Annotated in this window: 14 protein-coding genes; 3 read left to right on the top strand and 11 right to left on the bottom strand. The window is 59.7% G+C overall.

The features are described 5' to 3' along the window. Positions 1–119: 119 nt before the first annotated feature. The 3 genes from J3361_RS20195 to J3361_RS20185 all read left to right on the top strand — a co-directional run bounded on the left by J3361_RS20195 (position 120) and on the right by J3361_RS20185 (position 5,296). Positions 120–3,446 (top strand): type I restriction endonuclease subunit R, encoded by a 3,327-nt coding sequence (locus J3361_RS20195; RefSeq protein WP_207966055.1) that lies wholly within the window; start codon positions 120–122, stop codon positions 3,444–3,446. Continuing rightward, entirely contained in the window at positions 3,443–4,144 is a 702-nt protein-coding gene (locus tag J3361_RS20190; RefSeq protein ID WP_207966054.1) for a SprT family zinc-dependent metalloprotease, read from the top strand. Before J3361_RS20195 ends, J3361_RS20190 begins: the two co-directional genes overlap by 4 nt. A gap of 240 nt (positions 4,145–4,384) precedes the next feature. Continuing rightward, the gene (locus J3361_RS20185) at positions 4,385–5,296 is read left to right on the top strand and encodes a restriction endonuclease (protein WP_207966053.1); all 912 of its coding nucleotides are present in this window, start codon (positions 4,385–4,387) and stop codon (positions 5,294–5,296) included. Between the two features lie 167 nt (positions 5,297–5,463). Here the strand turns inward: J3361_RS20185 and J3361_RS20180 are convergent, their stop codons facing one another. From J3361_RS20180 to J3361_RS20130, 11 genes are all read right to left on the bottom strand, one after another. Continuing rightward, positions 5,464–5,823: a DUF6124 family protein gene (locus J3361_RS20180; protein ID WP_207966052.1), complete on the bottom strand. Its 360-nt coding sequence runs from the start codon at positions 5,821–5,823 to the stop codon at positions 5,464–5,466. 608 nt (positions 5,824–6,431) lie between these two features. Further along, on the bottom strand, positions 6,432–7,706 hold the full coding sequence (locus J3361_RS20175; protein WP_207966051.1) for a glycoside hydrolase family 68 protein: 1,275 nt from the start codon (positions 7,704–7,706) through the stop codon (positions 6,432–6,434). Positions 7,707–8,271: 565 nt separating this feature from the next. Further along, a complete protein-coding gene (locus J3361_RS20170; protein WP_207966050.1) occupies positions 8,272–9,684 on the bottom strand; it encodes an aldehyde dehydrogenase family protein in 1,413 nt (470 codons plus the stop codon). Beyond that, the gene (locus J3361_RS20165) at positions 9,681–10,739 is read right to left on the bottom strand and encodes a homoserine dehydrogenase (RefSeq protein WP_207966049.1); all 1,059 of its coding nucleotides are present in this window, start codon (positions 10,737–10,739) and stop codon (positions 9,681–9,683) included. The genes J3361_RS20170 and J3361_RS20165 overlap by 4 nt, the downstream gene beginning before the upstream one ends. A gap of 341 nt (positions 10,740–11,080) precedes the next feature. Then, positions 11,081–11,518 carry an Lrp/AsnC family transcriptional regulator gene (locus J3361_RS20160; RefSeq protein ID WP_053188548.1) on the bottom strand — a complete coding sequence of 146 codons (438 nt, stop codon included), beginning with the start codon at positions 11,516–11,518 and terminating at the stop codon, positions 11,081–11,083. An 11-nt stretch (positions 11,519–11,529) separates the two neighbouring features. Next, positions 11,530–12,894: a threonine synthase gene (gene thrC / locus J3361_RS20155; RefSeq protein WP_207966048.1), complete on the bottom strand. Its 1,365-nt coding sequence runs from the start codon at positions 12,892–12,894 to the stop codon at positions 11,530–11,532. 30 nt (positions 12,895–12,924) lie between these two features. Beyond that, complete coding sequence (locus J3361_RS20150) at positions 12,925–13,809, bottom strand: LysR substrate-binding domain-containing protein (RefSeq protein ID WP_207966047.1); 885 nt, start codon at positions 13,807–13,809, stop codon at positions 12,925–12,927. Between the two features lie 58 nt (positions 13,810–13,867). Beyond that, on the bottom strand, positions 13,868–15,298 hold the full coding sequence (locus J3361_RS20145; RefSeq protein ID WP_207966046.1) for an amino acid permease: 1,431 nt from the start codon (positions 15,296–15,298) through the stop codon (positions 13,868–13,870). Between the two features lie 134 nt (positions 15,299–15,432). Beyond that, positions 15,433–16,686 carry a cystathionine gamma-synthase family protein gene (locus tag J3361_RS20140; protein WP_207966045.1) on the bottom strand — a complete coding sequence of 418 codons (1,254 nt, stop codon included), beginning with the start codon at positions 16,684–16,686 and terminating at the stop codon, positions 15,433–15,435. Between the two features lie 577 nt (positions 16,687–17,263). After that, positions 17,264–17,662: a hypothetical protein gene (locus J3361_RS20135; RefSeq protein WP_053188563.1), complete on the bottom strand. Its 399-nt coding sequence runs from the start codon at positions 17,660–17,662 to the stop codon at positions 17,264–17,266. Positions 17,663–17,666: 4 nt separating this feature from the next. Beyond that, the coding region (locus J3361_RS20130) for an RHS repeat-associated core domain-containing protein (RefSeq protein WP_207966044.1) at positions 17,667–19,260 on the bottom strand (1,594 nt) is incomplete at its 5' end.

Below are 19,260 nucleotides of genomic sequence, written 5' to 3'. Positions count from 1 at the left end.
TGCGTGGGAATGTGCGGGAATGTGCGGGAATGTGCGGGAATGAGTGGGAATGAGCCGGAATGAGCCACTATGAGCCTGTATGACCCCATACACGCCTGAACTGGATTAAAGGAGTAACCGTGGGCTGGGAATTGGATGACGTCGAAAAACCCTTTGTGACTCAGTTACAGGGGCTGAACTGGAAGCATACCGAGGGCAGCCTCGACGACCCGGCCATCACTGGCCGCAGCAGTTTCAGTGAAGTGATTCAGCGGGCCGCACTGGCCGAGTGCTTGCGTGCCATCAACCTGCGCGACGGTCAGCCCTGGCTGGATGAGCAGCGCATTGCCGAAGCACTGGCGGCCATTACCCGCGTGGGCGCCGGCAAGCTGATGGAAGCCAACCAGACAGTCACTGAGCTGCTGCTCAAAGGCATTACTGTCGACGGCCTCCAGGGCTGGGAAGGCGGGCGTGGCCAGACCATCCAGTACATCGACTGGGCCACCCCGGCCAATAACCACTTCAGCGTGATCAACCAGTTCCGAGTGGATTGCCCACCGGGGTACAGCAGCGGCAAGAAATTTATCGTCCCGGATCTGGTGTTGCTGGTGAACGGCATCCCGCTGGTAGTGGTGGAGTGCAAGAGCCCCTCCATCCCAGAACCGCTGGCCGAAGCTGTCGATCAATTGCGCCGCTACAGCAACCAGCGCAAGGCAGCCTTCGAAGTCGAGGACAACGAGGGCAACGAAACACTGTTCGCTAGCGTGCAGCTGTTGGTCGCCAGTAGCTACGACGAAGCACGGGTGGGCTGCATTGGGGCCGGCTTCGGGCATTTCTCCCAATGGAAAACCGTGGTTGGCCCGGAAGGTAGCGGCAGCGAGCAGTCAGTAGCCGAGCAGCTAGGCAAAGCCAAACTGTCCGAGCAGGAGCGCCTGGTGGCAGGAATGCTGACGCCGGCCCATCTGCTCGATCTGATCCGGCATTTCATGCTGTTTATGCAGGTTGGCGGGCAGACCATCAAGACGGTCTGCCGCTACCAGCAGTACCGCGCGGTGAACCGCACGGTGATCCGCATGAAACACGGCCAGACACGCGTCGAGCATGGCGAGAGCGACCAGCGCGGCGGCATCGTTTGGCACACCCAGGGTTCGGGCAAGAGCCTGACCATGGTATTTCTGGTGCGCAAGATGCGCACGGACACACAGCTGCGCCGCTTCAAAGTCATCGTGGTCACTGACCGTAAAGACCTTCAAAGCCAGCTCGCCGCCACCGCCACCCTGAGCGGTGAACTGCCGGAGGTGGCCTCCAATATCGAGGGTGTTAAAGCCTTGGCACGTCGCCAGGGCCCCGGTCTGGTATTCGCCACCATCCAAAAGTATCGCAATCCCGAGCAGGAGGAAGATGGGGAGGCGCCGATCCCTGCGCAAGCTGCGACATCCCTCAAAGCCGCCGAAAAGCGCGCGCCTTATCTGGTCAGCAAACCATTCGAGGTGCTCAACCACGACGAAAGCATTCTGGTATTGATCGATGAGGCGCACCGCACCCAGGCCGGCGATCTGCAGGCGAACCTGCTGGCGGGCCTGCCCAACTGCGTGCGCATCGGCTTTACCGGTACACCGATCATCATGGGCGATAAGAAACGCACCCACGAAATTTTCGGCGCGTTCATCGACAAATACACCATCAAGGAAGCCGAGGCAGATGGCGCTACAGTGCCGGTGCTTTACGAAGGACGCACTGCCCAGGGTGCATTGAAAGATGGGGCGAGCCTGGATGAGCTGTTCGAGGATTTATTCCGCGAGCACAGCCAGGACGAGCTGGAACTGATCAAGAGAAAGTACGCCACCAAGGGCCATATTTTTGATGCCCCCGCGCTGATCGCTGATAAGGCGCGCGACATCCTCAGACATTACGTCACCAATATCCTACCCAATGGCTACAAGGCACAGGTTGTAGCCTACAGCCGGATTGCGGCAATCCGCTATTTCCACGCGCTGCAGGCCGCCCGCGATGAGTTGCTGGCCGAGGCCGAAGCGTTGCCAGCAGCCGACAAGGACCTCGACGATGAAGCACTGTGCCAGCGTCCACCCAAGCTGCAGGCGCGCGTGCAGGCGTGGCGCTATCGCGACAGGCTACGCTGCCTGGAGTTCGCGCCGATTATTTCTGGCTCAAATAACGATCCGGCCGAGTGGAAAACCTGGACGGATGGCAGCAAGCACGAGCTGCTGATCCAGCGCTTCAAGAAGCCCCTGAATCATGAGCAGCCGGGCAAGGCCGACCCGCTGGCTTTCCTGATCGTTAAGTCTATGTTGCTCACCGGCTTTGATGCCCCCATCGAAGGGGTCATGTACCTTGACCGGCCAATCAAAGAGGCCGAGCTGCTGCAAGCCATTGCCCGTGTCAACCGTACTGGTTTCGGCAAGCGCTGCGGCATCGTGGTCGACTACTACGGGGTCGCCAACCACCTGCGCGAAGCGCTGGCAGCCTATGCCGACGAGGATATCGAAGGTGCGCTGAGCAGCATCAAGGACGAGGTGCCGGTACTGCGCGATCGTCATCTTCGCGTGGTGGATGTGCTGCGTCGCCAGGGCGTCGAGTCGCTGGAAGATGCCGAAGCCTGCATTGCCGCACTGGAGTCGGAAAAGGTGCGCGCCGAATTTGCGGTAAAACTCAAAGCGTTCCTCAACTCATTGGACACCGTACTGCCACGCCCCGAGGCCCTGCCCTTCGTCAAGGATGCCAAGCGCCTGGCCTATATCCATGCACGTGCGCGCAGGCGTTACAAGGACCTGCCGCAACTGGGCAAGGATGTCGGCGCCAAGGTGCGCAAGCTGATCGACGATCATGTTATTTCGCTGGGCATCGACCCGAAGATTCCGCCAATCCAACTCACCGATGCAGACTTCGAGAAGCAGTTGTCGCGTAGCGTCAACGACCGTGCCAAGGCCTCAGAGATGGAGCACGCCATTCGCTCGCATGTGCGCAAGCATACTGATGAAGATCCAGTGCTTTATCGCAAGCTGTCCGAACGCCTGAACGAGCTGCTCAAGTCGCTGGGCGAGCAGTGGGATCAGTTGGTTGAGCAGATGCAGAAGATCATCAACGAGCTGCGCAGCGGTCAAATGAGCGATGACTACAACCCCCTGGATTTGCCCGAACACTATGCCCCCTTCCTGCGCACCCTGCTGGATGTGGTGTGTGCCGACGCCAATCCGCAGCCCGCCGAGCTGCTGCGTTTGAAAGATGTGACAGTGGAACTGGTCGACCTGTTGGTGGGCGAACTCCAAAGCCACCGCGATATCTGGAGCCCGCGCAAGCGAGCGGCACAGGAGGAGCTGGCCGGGCAGCTATTCGATTATCTGATGCGACTGCGTCCGCCCTTGGTGGATAGCGATACTGCGGGGGTGCTGTCTGACCGCCTTATGGATCAAGCGAGAGCCAGCCATGAACGGTTGATGCAGCTGTGAGCAATCAAACCCTCACCGTAAACGATCTGCAACTGACGCTACGCCGCAGCGCGCGGCGCAAGACGCTACAGATCACTGTCGAGCGTGACGGCGCACTTATCCTGTCTGCCCCGCCAGAGGTTGAGGAGCAAGCGCTGCGGCAATTCGTAGCGGAAAAAAGCTTCTGGATTTACTCGCGTCTTGCCGAAAAGGAACGCCTGCAGCGCTCAATCCCCACCAAGGAATACGTCGACGGAGAGGGGTTTCTGTATTTGGGGCGAAGTTATCGCCTCAAACTGGTTGATGAGCAGGATGTGCCGTTGAAACTTTCTGCCGGTCGCTTCCGCCTGCTGCGTAGCGAACTACCACGAGCCCGCGAACATTTCATCCGTTGGTACAGCGAACATGCCCGCAGTTGGCTGGCCTTACGCGTCAAGAACCACCAAGCCCGAATGGACCTGGTCCCCAGCGGTGTGCGTGTGCAGGATCTGGGCTATCGCTGGGGCTCCTGCGGCAAAGGCGCTCAGCTCTATTTCCATTGGAAAACAATCCTGCTGCCCAAGCCCATTGCGGAATATGTGGTGGTGCATGAGATGGTGCATCTGCAAGAGCCACATCACACCCCAGAGTTTTGGCTCCGCCTGGAGCGCGTCATGCCTGACTACGCACAGCGCAAGACATGGCTGGCAGAACATGGGATCGAAGTTGAAGGAGTCTGAAGTATTCTCTTGCTCGTGACCTTTCGAACTCAGGCTTAAGGTCGATCGCGCCACCACAAAGCGGCAGGGGAACATACCTTGCGCAGATCAGGCAGGTATCCACTGATGCTGCAGACGCTCGATATCAGTAAGTCCCCGGCCCAACCACATCAGTCACTATTTAGGTGAAGGTCGAGGCGCACGACAACCAGGATCCGCACCTGCTTTAATACGCCCCGCCAACTGAACAGGAAGTTACTTATGCCCATTCCGGACTTTCAGAGCGTCATGCGACCGATCCTGGCCACCGTCGCCGACAACACTCCGCTAGCCCTAAGCGAACTTCGCGAGCGTATTGCCACCGAGTTTCAGCTCACCGAGGAGGAGCGCAGTGAACGCCTCCCTTCCGGCAAACAAACGGTCATTAACAATCGAGTCGGTTGGGCGCGCACCTATCTGAATAAGGCGGGGCTGCTGAGCATTCCGGCAAAGGGATTGGTGCAAATCACCGAACGCGGTCGAGAGGCGCTGAACAGCGGGCCGGCACGTATTACCGTTAGGTGGCTCAAGCAATACCCTGAATTCGCCGCGTTCCATACGACCAGTCCCGCCGATGACCCAGCGTTAGCCTTGCAGAACGAACCGGTCGAACAAGCTACTCCCGACGAGCAACTGGCCGCAGCACACCAGGCGCTGACGCAATCATTGGCGGATGAACTGCTGGCCCTAGTGCGTGCAGCTTCACCAACTTTTTTCGAGCAACTGGTAGTCGATCTGATGATCGCCATGGGCTACGGCGGTTCACGTAAGGAAGCAGGTCGAGCGACGCAACAAACCAACGACGACGGCATCGACGGAATCATCAAAGAAGACAAGCTCGGCCTGGACGTCATCTACCTGCAAGCCAAGCGTTGGACCAACACCGTACACCGCCCGGAAATCGACAAGTTCATCGGCGCCCTCACCCGCCAACGCGCCCGTAAGGGTGTGTTCATTACTACTTCGGACTTTTCCAACGGAGCCCGTGAGGCCGCCATGAGCCTGGATATCAAAGTGGTCTTGATCGAGGGGTTGGAGCTGGCACGGCTGATGGTCGAAAACAATCTCGGCTGCAACGTCAAACAGGTTTACGAAGTGAAGCACTTGGATAGCGATTACTTCGTGGAAGATTGACCCAGCGGGCTTGCCACTCACCGCACCCACTGATGTCTGCTGACGTGGACAATTATCCAACAGGTTGTTGGACAATTTTGGCGCTCGTCGCTTCGGGACTCGCGGGATACAAAAAGGTCTTGCCTAGCAAGACCTTTCTTCATACCCGGGGTAAGCGCGGCCCCTTGTTACCTCACCTCAACAATATCCAGAGCCCGATTCGCCAGCAGCTCACTCACCTCAATCACCTGCAAAATCCCCATCGCAACACGCCGTCGCGAACCCTCAAGGTCAAACGCCAGATCATTGATCATGGCATTGGCCGCAGCCAGGTTTTCACTGAGACTGGCAAGCAGACATTCCGAATCAACATCAGGCGCGATACGAAAGATACTGTTGGGATTGTCAGATATTTCTTTCTTCGGCGTAGGCTTCAGATAAAAATCCAAAGCCCGTTCAGCAGCTTCATCGAGCTTCTTGTTACGAGCAGACTGAGCGCGAGATACATGCTCATCTGTAGCTGGCGGGTTCGGTGTAATTTTAGCCATGGTAAAGCTCCTAGAGTCTGTTGGAGCTACCACCATTCGCTGCGAAACGAAGTTGGGGTGGCAGCTGTACGCGGGTTCGCAGACCGGGACTCTAGGGACCGGCAGACCCATGGGGTCTCCCACGCACAGCCACCTCTGACGAAATCACAGACATGGGTAATCTGCTTTCGAAGGTGACGTTGTGCGCCTATAGAGTCCGGGCTGCGAAACCCGATCACTGATGCTCAGTGACAGGTTCAAACTACCGACGGCCCCCAAAACGCACAAGCCGGCGGATTCTGGCGTAGTTGTAGGCAATGGCGCAAGGTGATGTCGGTCGTGGCTGGTCTCGTGGGATCACGATAAACAACTGGCCGAAATGTTGACTGACACACCGCTATCGCGAGCAGGCTCGCTCCCACAGAGGAGCAGCATGTGTGCATATGTCGCAGGGGGAATGCATGCGCGACTGGCTGCATCCTTGCAGCCAGTCGCGAAGAGGGTTACGACACGTTGTTCAATGGGGCTTGCGAGCAACGTCGCAGTGAATCAGGCGGGATATCTCGATCCTATCCACGACGGTTTTGCCATCGACCGCAAACCCGCTGCCTGAAACCCCGGTGTCGCTGTTACTTGAGCGTGACGTCAAGCATCGGCGGGATGTAACCGTAGTCGTACTCGGCCACCACGAACGTCTGCTGCCCTTTTATCTTCATGCCCACCGTGGGTGCCTCGGTGCCGCCGACACGAATCTGCGTGCCGGTTTCGTCGGTCGGTACGCTGTCGATGAAGGAGGTCACCAGGCCGTTTGGCATGACATAGTGCGAGTAGGTCTGGAATGGCTGCGAGGACGGGTTGCCCAGCACCAGGCCGGAACCGTTCAGCGGCACGTAAGGGCCGAACAGCGAGTCCGCGACAAAACCGTACACCCCGTCCGGCCCGGTTACACCGTCGGCATAAGTGAAGGTATGGCTAATCGTGAACAGGTAGTACTTGCCATCCTGGAACACGAAGTGCGGGCGCTCGGTCTGGTCGTTTACCCCGACGGCGGTCAGCAGTGGCGGCAACATTTCCCAGTCGTCACCGTCCGCGTCGCGGGCCACGGCGATGCCGACACAGGCGGTCTGGAAGCGCGAGTTGCCGACGTCTTCATAACCCGGCGGCACGTCGCCGATTTCTGCTTCTCCTACTTTGTGGGAGCCGCGCTCACCGGCGACGTTGCCCTCGAACAGCATGTAGAGCTTGCCATCTTTCGGGTCGCGGAAAGGCCATGGGTCGCGGAAGCCCCAGAAGGCGTTTTGTGCTTCGGTCTGGTACAGGTTGCCGTCGGCCTCGAACAGCGGCTTGACCTTCTCGAAGCCGACCATGCTGACACCGTGTTCAGTGGTCACTACCCGGCCACGCACCTTGACGATGGTCGCGCCTGGGGTGACAGCGGTGTAATACAGGTCCACTTCACCTCGGTCGTTCAACAGGATCGGCGTGCCGGCCCATTCGCGGGCGGTGGGCGAAACGCCTTCGGCCATCACGCGGCCACCGAATTCCCAGTTCTTGCCGGTACGAGAAAACCAGTAGTACATCTTTGCCCGACCGTGGCGGTCGTTCCAATCGCGGAGGATGTCGTAGTTGCCGTCCTCGTCGAGGTACTGCGGGTCGTTTGGATGACGGTCGGCGGTCAGGGTGAAGATCACCGACCAGCCATCGACGGACGTCACGTTACCGTCCAGGTCGCGCAGGGGCATGGTGTCCCAGATGAACACGTCGTTGTTCAGGACCGGGAAATCCGCGCTGACCAGCGGCTGGGTGGTGGTGGGGTCATCGGCCCGGACTTTCAGCGCGTCGGCGCGGGTCCAGAGGCTGGGTTGATGGGGGGTTGCACCGAATTTTTCAGTGGTGGTTTTCATGAGTTAGAGCCTCGTCCATGAATGGATTTAAATAAGTGGTGATTTAAAAATACTGTATGTGCATACAGTGAAATCACCTTATCGAGGCTTGCCTATGCAGTCAAGCATAAAAATGCATTTGCGCATACTTTGGTTTTTTCTCGTAGCTGATACGTTTCAGCTTTGAGCGATTGAAGAAGTTAGTTTTTTGGGAGATCGCCGATGTTGCCGGCACGCTTGGTGTTCTGAGCGCTTGGCGCTATCGCGAGCAGGCTCGCTCCCACAGTTGGGCGTGGTATGGCTGTTATGGCGGTGGGTCAGTTGTTTTGATGTGGCTGGTGTTGCGCTATCGCGGGCAAGCCTTGCTCCCACAAGGGTTTGACTTGGTTGCGGGGTTGGGTTTGCTGGCCTTTTCGTGAACAGGCCTGCTTCCACAGAGGGCCGACACAACGTGTCGCTGTTTTTTGATTTTTGCGACACGTTCCATTCTCATGTCGCTACCGGCGACATGAGAACAAAACGTGTCGTCAAAATGGCGTTTTAGCGACATGACAGATAAAGCGACTTCTTGGGACTGACTCGCCCCTCACCCCAACGTATTCAAACAAACCACCTTCGGCTGGGTCATTTCCTCGTATGCAAACCGCACCCCTTCCCTGCCCAAGCTCCCGTACTTCGATCCGCCAAACGGCATCGCATCGAACCGGAAATCCGACGAATCATTGATCATCACGCCCCCTGCTTCGATCCGTCGTGCAGCGCTCATAGCCGTGGATAAATCATTTGTGAAGATCCCGGCGTGAAGCGCGTATTCAGGTTCGTTAGCCAACGCGATGGCTTCATCAAACGTGTCGAACGGCTGCAACACCACCACAGGCGCGAAGGCTTCGTTGCGCCAGATCCGGCTGGAATGATCGACGTTTTCCAGGACGGTGGCGGCGTAGCAGTTGCCCTGACGCCGATGCCCGCAAAGCAACGTGGCACCTTGTTGCAGCGCTTCGTTCACCACTTGCTCAGCGTTTTGCGCGGCGTGTTGGGTGATCATCGGGCCGATGTCGGTGTTGGCGAGCAGTGGGTTGCCGACGACGAGGGCTTGGGCCTGGTTGACGAAGCGTTCGCGGAAGGCTGCGTAGATCGGTGCGTGGATGAGCAGGCGTTGGGTGCCGATGCAGTTTTGCCCGGCGGCCCAGAAGGCGCCGGAGACGCAGCTGTCGACGGCGGCGTCGAGGTTGCAGTCGCCCATGACGATGACGGGGGCGTTGCCGCCGAGGTCCATGGCGAGTTTTTTCAGGCCGGCGGTGCGGGCGATTTGTTCGCCGGTGACGAAGCCGCCGGTGAAGGAGATCATCCGCACGTCGCGGGCGGCCACCAGGGCTTTACCCAGCTCCGCGCCACCGGTGGCGACAGTGACCACGGTTTCAGGCAGGCCGGCGGCGACCAGGTAGGAGACCAACTTGAGGGCTGACAACGGCGCCAGTTCGGACGGCTTGAGGATGACCGCGTTGCCGCCAGCGATGGCCGGGCCGAGTTTGTGGGCGACCAGGTTGAGCGGGTCGTTGTAGGGGGTGATGGCGACGATCAGGCCCAGGGGTTCGCGGGTGAACCAGCCCTGGCGCGATTCGGCGCCTTCGTAGGCGTCGAACGGGACGATTTCGCCGGCGTTGCGCTTGGCTTCTTCGGCGGAGAGTTTGAGGGTGTTGACGCAGCGTTTGACTTCTTTTTCCGCCTGTTTGAGGGTCTTGCCGGCTTCGTCGACGATGAGTCGGGCGAAGGCTTTGGCGTCGCGTTCGATGTTCAGGGCGGCGTGTTCGAGGATGCTGGCGCGGCGATGACGTGGGAGTGCGGCGCAGGTTTTTGCGCCGCTGCGTGCGGTCTCCAGAAGTTGCGGGACTTCTGAGGCTTTGAGGTCGGCGACGGTACCGACGATGCTGCCGTCAAATGGGTTGAGGACTTCGATGTGCGGTTCGACGACCGCCAGGGCCAGGCGCGATACGTTCACAGGGTGTGCTCCTGTTTGCGGGTTGCCGATTGGTGGATGTGGATGATGTCCGACAGCAGCGCGAAGGCGGTTTCGATGCGGCCTGCGCCCGGACCGGAGACGGTGACGGCGCCGAGCAGTTCGCTGGTGAACGACACAGCGTTGGTGGCGCCGCTGATGCTCGCCAGCGGGTGGTTGTTGCTGAGCAGGCGCGGTTCGACGCTGGCGCTGATGGAGCCGTCGGCATTGCGGGTGGCGGCGCCGATGAGTTTCCAGCGTGCGTTGTCGCGGCGGGCTTTTTCGATGTCGTCGAGGCTGAGGGAGGCGATGCCGTTGCAGGTGACGTCGTTGACGGTAAGTTTGGCGTCGAGCAGTTCGTTGGCGAGGATGACGACTTTGAGACGGACGTCGTGGCCTTCGACGTCGGCGGTTGGGTCGGCTTCGGCGTAGCCCAGGGCTTGGGCCTGGCTGACGGCTTCGGCGAACCCTAGGCCGCCTTCCATGGCGGTGAGGACGAAGTTGGAGGTGCCGTTGAGGATGCCTTCGAAGCCTGTGATGGCGCTGCCGGCCAGGGCTTGTTTGGCCAGGCGAATGACCGGGGTGCCGCTCATGACCGAGCCTTCGTATTCGAAGGCGACGTTGTTGCGCTGGGCCAGGGCTTTGAGTTCGGCGCCGTGCAGGGCGATGGGGCCTTTGTTGGTGGTGACCACGTGCTTGCCGCGCTCCAGGGCCCAGCGGCAGAACGAGGTGGCAGGCTCGCCGTCCACCGGATTGGTGAAGGTGGCTTCGGCGATGATGTCGGCGCCGCAGTCTTTGATCACCGCTTCATTGAGGGCATCGACGGTGCCGCCGGGCAGTTGGGCCATGGCGCCTTTGGTGGTGGGCAGTTTGGCCAGCAATGCGGCGTCGAGGCCGTGGCGGTCCATCACCGAACCGAGGAACAGGTCGGTCACGCCGACGATTTTCAGGGTGAAGCCGAGTTCGGTTTTCCACTGCTGGTTGCGCTCGGCAATCAGTTGAGCCAATGCCCGGTTCACACCGCCGAAGCCGACCAGAGCCAGTTTGTATTCAGTCATTTTTGTTGTGTCCCTTGATCCGGGTGATTGGAGTTGTTGGGATCTAGGTTAGGGAGGTGGCGCGGGCAGTGAAATATGCCAATTTGCTCTATTTTCTGGGCGTTTTGACCAGGGGATGGGCGAAGTGGTGGGTAGGGAAAAAACCGACTTGTATCTCAGATTGGTGAGGTCCATTTGTGGCGAGGGGATTTATCCCCGCTGGGCGGCGAAGCGGCCCCAGATCATCCAGCGCGGTGGGTCAGGTTGATTGAGGTCAACCTGGTGGGGTCTGCTGCGCAGCCCAGCGGGGATAAATCCCCTCGCCACAGGTAGTTCTGCGCCTAGGGTCCAGTGGTGAGGCTTCAGACCACCGACGACAACACAAACGACGTCACAGTGTTCTCCACTCCCGGCAGCGCCGAGATCTCTTTCCACACCTTATGCACCCGCTCCGGGTTCGCCGCGCCGACCCTCAGCATCAAATCAAACTCGCCACTCATCACATCGCACTGGAGCACTTCCGGCATCGCCTGCAACGCTTGCAACACCTCGGCCCCGCGCATGCGGTCGTAGCGGTAGACGAAGATCACCGCGTTGATGTTCGACGACGCTTGCGCGCCCTCCCCCGTACGCACCGTGTAGCCCTGGATCACGCCGTCGCGTTCGAGCCGTTCGATGCGTTGGCGTACGGCGTTACGCGAAAGGTTGACCTTGGCCGCCAGCTCGGCGTGGGCGGCGCGGGCGTTGAGGCGCAGTTCGGCGATGATGCGTTCGTCGAGGGGATCGAGGATTCGCTTCATGGGGCCTCCGGTTATAGGGTGCCGAGCAGTTGATGGAGGACAGCGAGGTCGTCCGGCTGGATGCGATGGATCTGCGCCGGGCCCTGCTCGGCCATCGGACGTTGTTGCGCCGCCACGGGGATCCCCAACTCACCGAGCAACACCGCCGATTTAATCGGTGAGATCTCGCCCAGGGTCACCATCGGCGCCACCAGGCTGCGTCGGTACAGGCGCGCCGCGAGCACGCCGGTGGCGGTGTGTGGGTCGATGACATAACCGGTGTCGCGGTACAGCGACGTAATCTCGTTCAGCGTCTGCTCATCACTCACCGCGTACGAGTCGATGATCATCCGCGCCTGTAACCAGAACTCGTTGCCAATGCTCATTTCGCCGTCGGTTTCGAAGGTGTGCATCAGCGCGCTCACGGCTTGATCATCATGCCCATAGAGCTCCCATAGAAACCGTTCCAGGTTGGAAAAGATCGACAAGTCCATGGCCGGCGACAGGGTCTTGCTGGCACGCAACCGCGAGTAGTGGTTCTTCAAAAAGAACTGATGCAGCGCGTCATTCTGGTTGGTGGCGACGATCATCTGCGTGATCGGCAAGCCCATCTTCTGGGCGATGTAGCCGGCATAGACTTCGGCAAAACTCGCCGCCGGCACGCTGAAACCGATGGGCCGCTGACCGCCGCCCAGTTGCAACACCGCGTGAAAATAAAACACCAACTGCGCCATGACGCTGACCCAGTTGCTGGAGTTGAAACTGATCGCCGCATGCTGGCGGAACAGTTGGGTGACGAGGGTCTGGCATTCATCGAAACTGCCCACCACGGCGACTTGATGCACCCGCGGGTGCGCCGTCGCTTGCAGGTCTTGAAGTTGGTCTTGCGGTACGCCGGCCTCGGGATAGATCACCACCACGTCGGTTTCGTCGCAATGCTTGAACGCCTCGATGGCGGCCAGGCCGGTGTCGCCGTTGGTGACACCTATCACCACAGCGCGACGCCCGCGTTTACGCAGGAAGTACTGCACCAGCCGCGCCTGCAACTGCGCGGCAAAATCCTTCGAGGAACGGGTCGGGCCATGGAACAATTCCAGGACCCATTCGTTGCGATCCACTTGATGCAGCGGCGCCAGGGAGCGATGGCTGAACTGGCTGCCAGCTTCCTTGAGAATACGCTTGAAGTCGGCCTCGGGGATCGCCTCGCCCACAAACGGGCGCATCACTCGGTAGGCCAGTTCGTCGTAGGGCAATGTGGACCAGTTGGCGATGTCCTGGGGTTCGAAGAGCGGCAGTTCGACAGGGACAAACAGCCCGCCATCTTCGGCGATGGCCGACAGCACGACTTTTTCGAAATCGACCTGCACGGCGGAATTTCGGGTACTCACATAGCGCATGGTCAACTCCGCAGACTCACATAAAACAGTTCATTTGAAACGGTGCGCCTGCTCCACCAGCCAGGTGGAAAACCGCGCCGCGTCCGGGTGTTGTTCGGCCCCGGAACTGCGCACCAGGTAGAACGATTCGCTGGCTTCGATGCGCTGGGCGAAGGGTTCGACCAGGCGTCCGTCGCCGAGCATGTCACTGACCATCGACGACCGCGCCAGGGCGATGCCCTGCCCCAGCTCAGCCATGCGCAAGGTGCAGACCAGCGTGTCGAACTGCATGCCGGTCGAGGAATCCACCGAGTCGGCACCGACCATTTTCAGCCAGTAACCCCAGCCTTCTTCGTAACCCAGCACGTGCAGCAACGGATGCCTGGCCACGTCCGCCGGCGCCTTCAGCGTCGCCATCAAGGCTGGCGAGCACACCGGGAACAAGGTGTCCCAGGTCAGCCGCTGCGACACCAGGCCGGGCCATTGGCCGTGGCCCCAGCGGATTTCCATGTCGTCTTCACCATCGAGTTCCTTGACCCAGATGTTGCTGATGTAGCGGATATCGACGTGCGGGTGCGCCTGGCGAAAGTCCACCAGCTTCGGCGCCAGCCAGTGCACGAAAAACGCCAGGCTGCCGCGCACTTTGATCGGCCGGCGTTTGTGCTGGCCAAAGATTTCGTTGGTGCCCACCGCCAGTCGCGTGATTGCGTCCTGCACCACTGGCAGGTAGGCCTGGCCCTCTTCCGTCAGACCGAGGCCACGGGGCAAGCGCTTGAACAGCGCCACCCCCAGGTGACTTTCCAACTGGCGGATCTGCTGGCTGACCGCGCCCTGGGTCAAAAACAATTCGTCGGCGGCGTGGGTGAAGTTCAGGCAACGGGCCGACACTTCGAATGCCCGCAACCAGTTCAACGGGGGCAACGTTTTTTGCTTCATGCTCTTACCTCGCTGACCCCCACGCACCGAGCCCGTTTGCCCGCCCCGTCGACGCGGTTTAGAACGCGTCGGACGGTTGTGCCACGAGGGCAACCGACAAGCGTCGCTCGCGGCTTTTGCGGGTAATGTAATACACGAAGTAACACCAGGCGATGAACGGCAGACCGAAGTACAGCGCCACTCGCTGCTCAGGGTCGAACGCGATGCCGATACACGCCAGGCTGCAGCACACCAGCGCCCCCAGCGGCACCCACGGATAACCGCGGACGCGGAACTTGAGGTCGCGGATGTCGCCGCCGTTGGCCACGTAGTGACGGCGGAAAGCGATCTGGCTCGCGGCAATGCTCATCCACACCACCACCACGGCCAGGCCGGAAATCGACACCAGCGCCAGGTAGATGGTGTCGGCGGCAAACACGCTGCTGAGCAACGACGCCGCGCCGCCGGCCATGCTGACGATGATCGCGTTGAGCGGCGTGCCCATGCGGGTCAGGGCCGAGAACTGCTTGGGCAGGTGGCCTTGGTCGCTGAGGGTCCAAAGCATGCGCGAGGCGGCGTACAAGCCGGAGTTGGCCGCCGACAACAGCGCGGTGATGATCACGAAGTTCATGATGTCGGCGGAGTACGGAATGCCGATGTAGGTGAACACCGTGACGAAGGGGCTTTCCACCAGACCGGCCTGCTCGCGGGGCAGCAAGGTCGCGAGGACAAAAATGGTCCCGACGAAAAACACCGCCAGACGCAGCACAGTGGTGCGGATGGCGCGGGGCACGTTGCGTTGCGGGTCCTTGGTTTCGCCGGCGGCGATGCCGATCAGTTCAGTGCCGGAAAACGCGAAGGACACCGCCAGCAGCGTCATCGCAATCGGCATAAAGCCCGTAGGAAAAAGTCCTTCGCGAGTGAAGTTACTCAAGCCGATGCTGTGGGCCTGGTCGATGTTCAACAGGCCGAGAATCGCACCACCACCGATCAGCAGGAACACCACCACGGTCAGGACTTTGATCAACGACAACCAAAACTCGGTCTCGGCGAACAAACGCACCGACACCACGTTGGTGAGGAACACCACGCCCGCGAACAGCGCGCTCCAGATCCACACCGGGGTGTCGGGAAACCATCGGGTCATGAGGATGCCGGCGGCGGTGAACTCGGAACCGATGGCCACCGTCCACGTCAGCCAATACAACCAGGCCACGGTGTAACCGGTGCCGGGGCCGAGGAAGCGCGTGGCGTAGGTGCTGAAGGAACCGGTTTCCGGCATCTGTACCGCCAGCTCACCGAGGCACATCATCACCATATAAACCATGAGCGCGCCGATGATGTAGGCGATCACCGCCCCCATGGGGCCGGCCTGGTTGACGGTATAGCCGGAGGTCAGGAACAGCCCGGTGCCGATCACGCCGCCCAAGGCCAGCATGACGATATGGCGCGTCTGCATTTCCTGCTTGAAGCCGGTCCGTGTACTGGTTTGTTGTTCTGTTATGGACATGGTTGTTCTCATGAAATGTCAGGGCGCGCATCGACGTCTACGCGAGTCAGACAAGCGCCGCTGAGCTTTTATTATTATTCCTATTCATGAACGCCCCGCTGACAGCCTTGTCGCGGGGTATCAACTTTCAAACTTCAGCTTGCCGTCTCGGTGTGGACTTCATTGAGTTGCGGATCGAGGGTCTTTTTGACGAACGCAAAGGCCTGTTTCAGATCGTCCAGCAGATCGTCGGTGTCTTCGATGCCCACCGAAACCCGCACCAAGCCTTCGGAGATGCCCAGGGCCAAGCGTTCTTCCAGGGTATTCTCGACATGGCTGGTGGTGCGGGCCGGTCCGTAGATGGTTTCCACCGCGCCCAGGTTGCCGGCGCAGTGGGCGAAGCGCAGGCGCGGCAGGAGCAGCTTGACCGTGTCCATGCCACCGACCAGGACAAAACTGACGATGGCGCCGAAGCCGGACATTTGCGCACAAGCGATGGCGTGGTTCGGGTGGCTGGGCAGGCCGGGATAATTCACCGTCTCCACCAACGGTTCGGTGCAGAGGAATTCGGCCAGGGCCCGAGCGCTGTGTTGTTGCTGGCGCATGCGCAATGCCAGGGTCTTCATGCCACGGATGATCAGGTAGGCCGAGAACGGGTCGAGGCTCGCGCCGTTGATTTCACGGTAATGCCGCACCTTGGCCATCAAGGCTTCGCTGCCACACACCAGGCCACCGAGCACGTCGCCATGGCCGCTGAGGAATTTGGTCGCGCTGTGAATCACCACGTCCACGCCCAGGGCCAGTGGACTTTGGTTCAGCGGCGTGGCGAAGGTGTTGTCCGCTACGACCACGGCGCCGACACGCTTGGCCGCCGCCACCAGGCGCGGGATGTCGAGGATTTTCAGGGTCGGGTTGGTGGGGGTTTCCAGGTACAACACCTGGCAACCCTTGGCGATTTCACGCTCCAGGTCGTCGTGGTCGAAGGTCTCGCACAGGGTCACCGCCACGCCGGTGCGCGGCAGGAACTCTTCGAAAATCTTGTTGGTGCCGCCGTAACTGTCCTTGGTCGACACCACGCGATCGCCATGGGCCAGGAAGGTGTAGAGCACGCTGCTGATCGCCGCCATGCCGCTGCTGAAGGCCACGGCGGACTCGGCCATTTCCAGCTCGCGAATCTTGGCTTCGAGGGTCTCGACGGTCGGGTTGCTCATGCGGCTGTAGATAAAACCGGGGGCCTTGCCCAGGGCGACGTCGTACCAGACGTCGATGTCGTCGTAACCGTACGCGGCACTGGCCACGATGGGGGTTTGCGTGGCGTTGTAGGGGTGCCTGACTTGCTCCCCACCCCAAACCGCCCGGGTGCCGGCGCCGGCATTATCAAGCCCTGTGCTGTCAGGTTTATTGTTCATCGAGGCTACTCACACTGAGGGGGTGGACGTTGAGCCATCCACCGAATCTGAGGGCCAATATAGGGAAAAGCCGGGCGGGCGAGAAACGATGTTATCGGTGCCAAAGGGGTGGTTTTTTTAATGGCTGGAGGCGAAGTCGCGACACGTAAGGTCACTGATGAAACCTGTGGGAGCGAGCCTGCTCGCGATGGGGTCAGGTCAGCCACATTGATGGCGACTGACACAGCGCTATCGCGAGCAGGCTCGCTCCCACACTGGAAATTGTGGAGACCTCGGGAATGCGTGAACGACAATCCTACAGGCGACCGCGGACTTAAAGGCTGTACGAATCATCGTGGCGAGGGAGCTTGCTCCCGCTCGGCTGCGCAGCAGTCGTAAACCTACCCGGTCACCGCGTTGAATGGCTTTGGGGCTGCTGCGCAGGCCAGCGGGAGCAAGCTCCCTCGCCACAGGGCCAGTATTATCGATCATTCCCACGCTCCTGCGTGGGAATGTCGCCAGGGACGCTCTGCGTTCCGCTTCTGGATGTGACGCAGAGCGTCACGTGATGCATTCCCACGCGGGAGCGTGGGAACGATCAAGGACCAGCATTAAACGATTGCAACCACCGCCGATGGTATTCAACCTGCTCTGTAATATCGTTGGTTAAATCCTTATCTTCATAATCAAAAATATTGACTGTGTCACTTTCATCCGCTGTCTCTCCCCAACGGACTTCATAAGCAACTACACCACCAGCCATTTGCGAAGACATTCGCGAGGGATGCACATTGATTTTGGCTCCCTTACATAAAAAACTCACATCCGGAAAATCTTTCCTAACCATCCCTAAGCACAAATACAAATCCGCCGCAGTGTAACTTCTTTCTATTCCATCTGGCATCGTTACGGTCATCGCCATAATTTTTCGATCACACTTAAAAATCGCTTTCTTAAGGACGCCATCAATTTCAATTACCACCTCTTTAGAAGTCATATCATCACCTGTCAAAATTGGGGATTGAGTATCCTACATAGGATCCATCTTCATTCACTGGCGTTGCCCCTACTATATCTTTCCTATCAACCCCTCCAGGCACAGCTATTTCCACTTCCTTTTTATGCGGTGACATCAAACCCAGTTTTTTATTCACATCAATACCCGGCACATTTTTCAACACGTACACATATCCTGACTCAAGTCCAAAACCAGTCGCGAATTTTATTGCCTCTGCCTTTGAAGTAGTTGTACTTACATAAATACTAGGTGGACTTCGATTATCTTTAGCATGCAAAAATAGATCGGTACTAAACCCTAACGGTTCGAATCCTGCCTCAAATATTTCCCAAGGCTCTCGTGAGTCACCTCGATAGGTATAGATATCTTTTGGCTTGGTTTGAGGGAGCTTCGGCTCCCCCTCATCCACCCCAGCCTTACCCGCCGAATCCTGCTCCCCAACCCCCGGCCTACACCCACCCTTCCCCGGACAATCCACCAACCCCAACGGATCCACCCACCCCGTCGGGTTCAGGGTGTACCGATACCCATTGAGCCCACCCGCCAACTTGCTCGGGTCAGGCGTCAAATAGCGGCCAGTCTCGGGATTGTAGTAGCGGTGCCGGTTGTAGTGCAGGCCACTTTCGGGGTCGAAGTATTGGCCCTGAAAGCGCAGCGGCTGTTCCAGTTGTTCGCCGTCGCCGCGCTGGAGTTCAGTGAGTTTGCCGTAGCCGTTGTAGCGCGCCGACCAGACGATCTGGCCGGCGGGGTTGGTCAGTTCCTGGGGCGTGCCCAGGTGGTCGAGGTGGTAGTAGAACGGGCGCGCGTCGAGGCCTTCACCGTTGAGCATCGCCAGTGGACGGAAGGTGTCCGGTTCGTAAATGTAACTGCGGTGATGGCGCGGGCTGTTTTCGGCGACGACCTGGTCGCCCTGCCAGAAAAATTCCGTGGTCAGGCCGTCCACGGTCTTGCTGATGCGTCGGCCGAAGGCGTCGTAGCGGTAGGACGTTTCGCGCCCGTCCGCCGTGGTGACGCCGACCAGGCGGTGTTGGCTGTCGTAGCGGTAGGCGCTGACCAGGGCTTGGCCGCGGCGTTCGCGGATCAGGTTGCCGAAGGCGTCGTAGTCGTAGTGGCGGTCGCCCTCCTTCAGCAGGCGGTTGCCCTTGAGGGTGGTCGGGCCGGGACGGTCCTGCATCAGCAGGTTGCCGGCCGGGTCGTGGCTGAAGTGTTCCGGCGGTTCGCTGTGGGAAAAGTCGATGCGAGTCAGGCGATCTAGAGAATCGTACTGGTAGCTGCGGCGGCTTCGGTGGTCGGAAAGGGTTTGCAGGTTGCCCTTGGGGCTGTAGGCATAATCGCGCCAGAGCAGTTGCTGCTGTGGGTTCTGCCACACGGTCTGGGCCTTGAGGCGGCCCTGTTTGTCGTAGGTGTAGTCACTGAGCAACTGGCCTTGCTGGCGCTGTCGTTCGCGGCTGCCGTCAAAGCGGTGTTCGGTCAGGCGCGTGCCGTTGAGGTCGATGGCGGTCAGTGCGCCGCCCGGGGCGTGGTGGTAGTTGAGCTGGCTGTCGTCCGGCAGGCGCAGGTGGTTGAGGCGTCCGCAG

It is taken from the genome of Pseudomonas sp. OA65, assembly GCF_017498305.1.
GTDB lineage: Bacteria > Pseudomonadota > Gammaproteobacteria > Pseudomonadales > Pseudomonadaceae > Aquipseudomonas > Aquipseudomonas zanjanensis.
The sequence above is the reverse complement of the archived record's forward strand: the minus strand, read 5'-3'. Positions and strand labels throughout refer to the sequence as shown.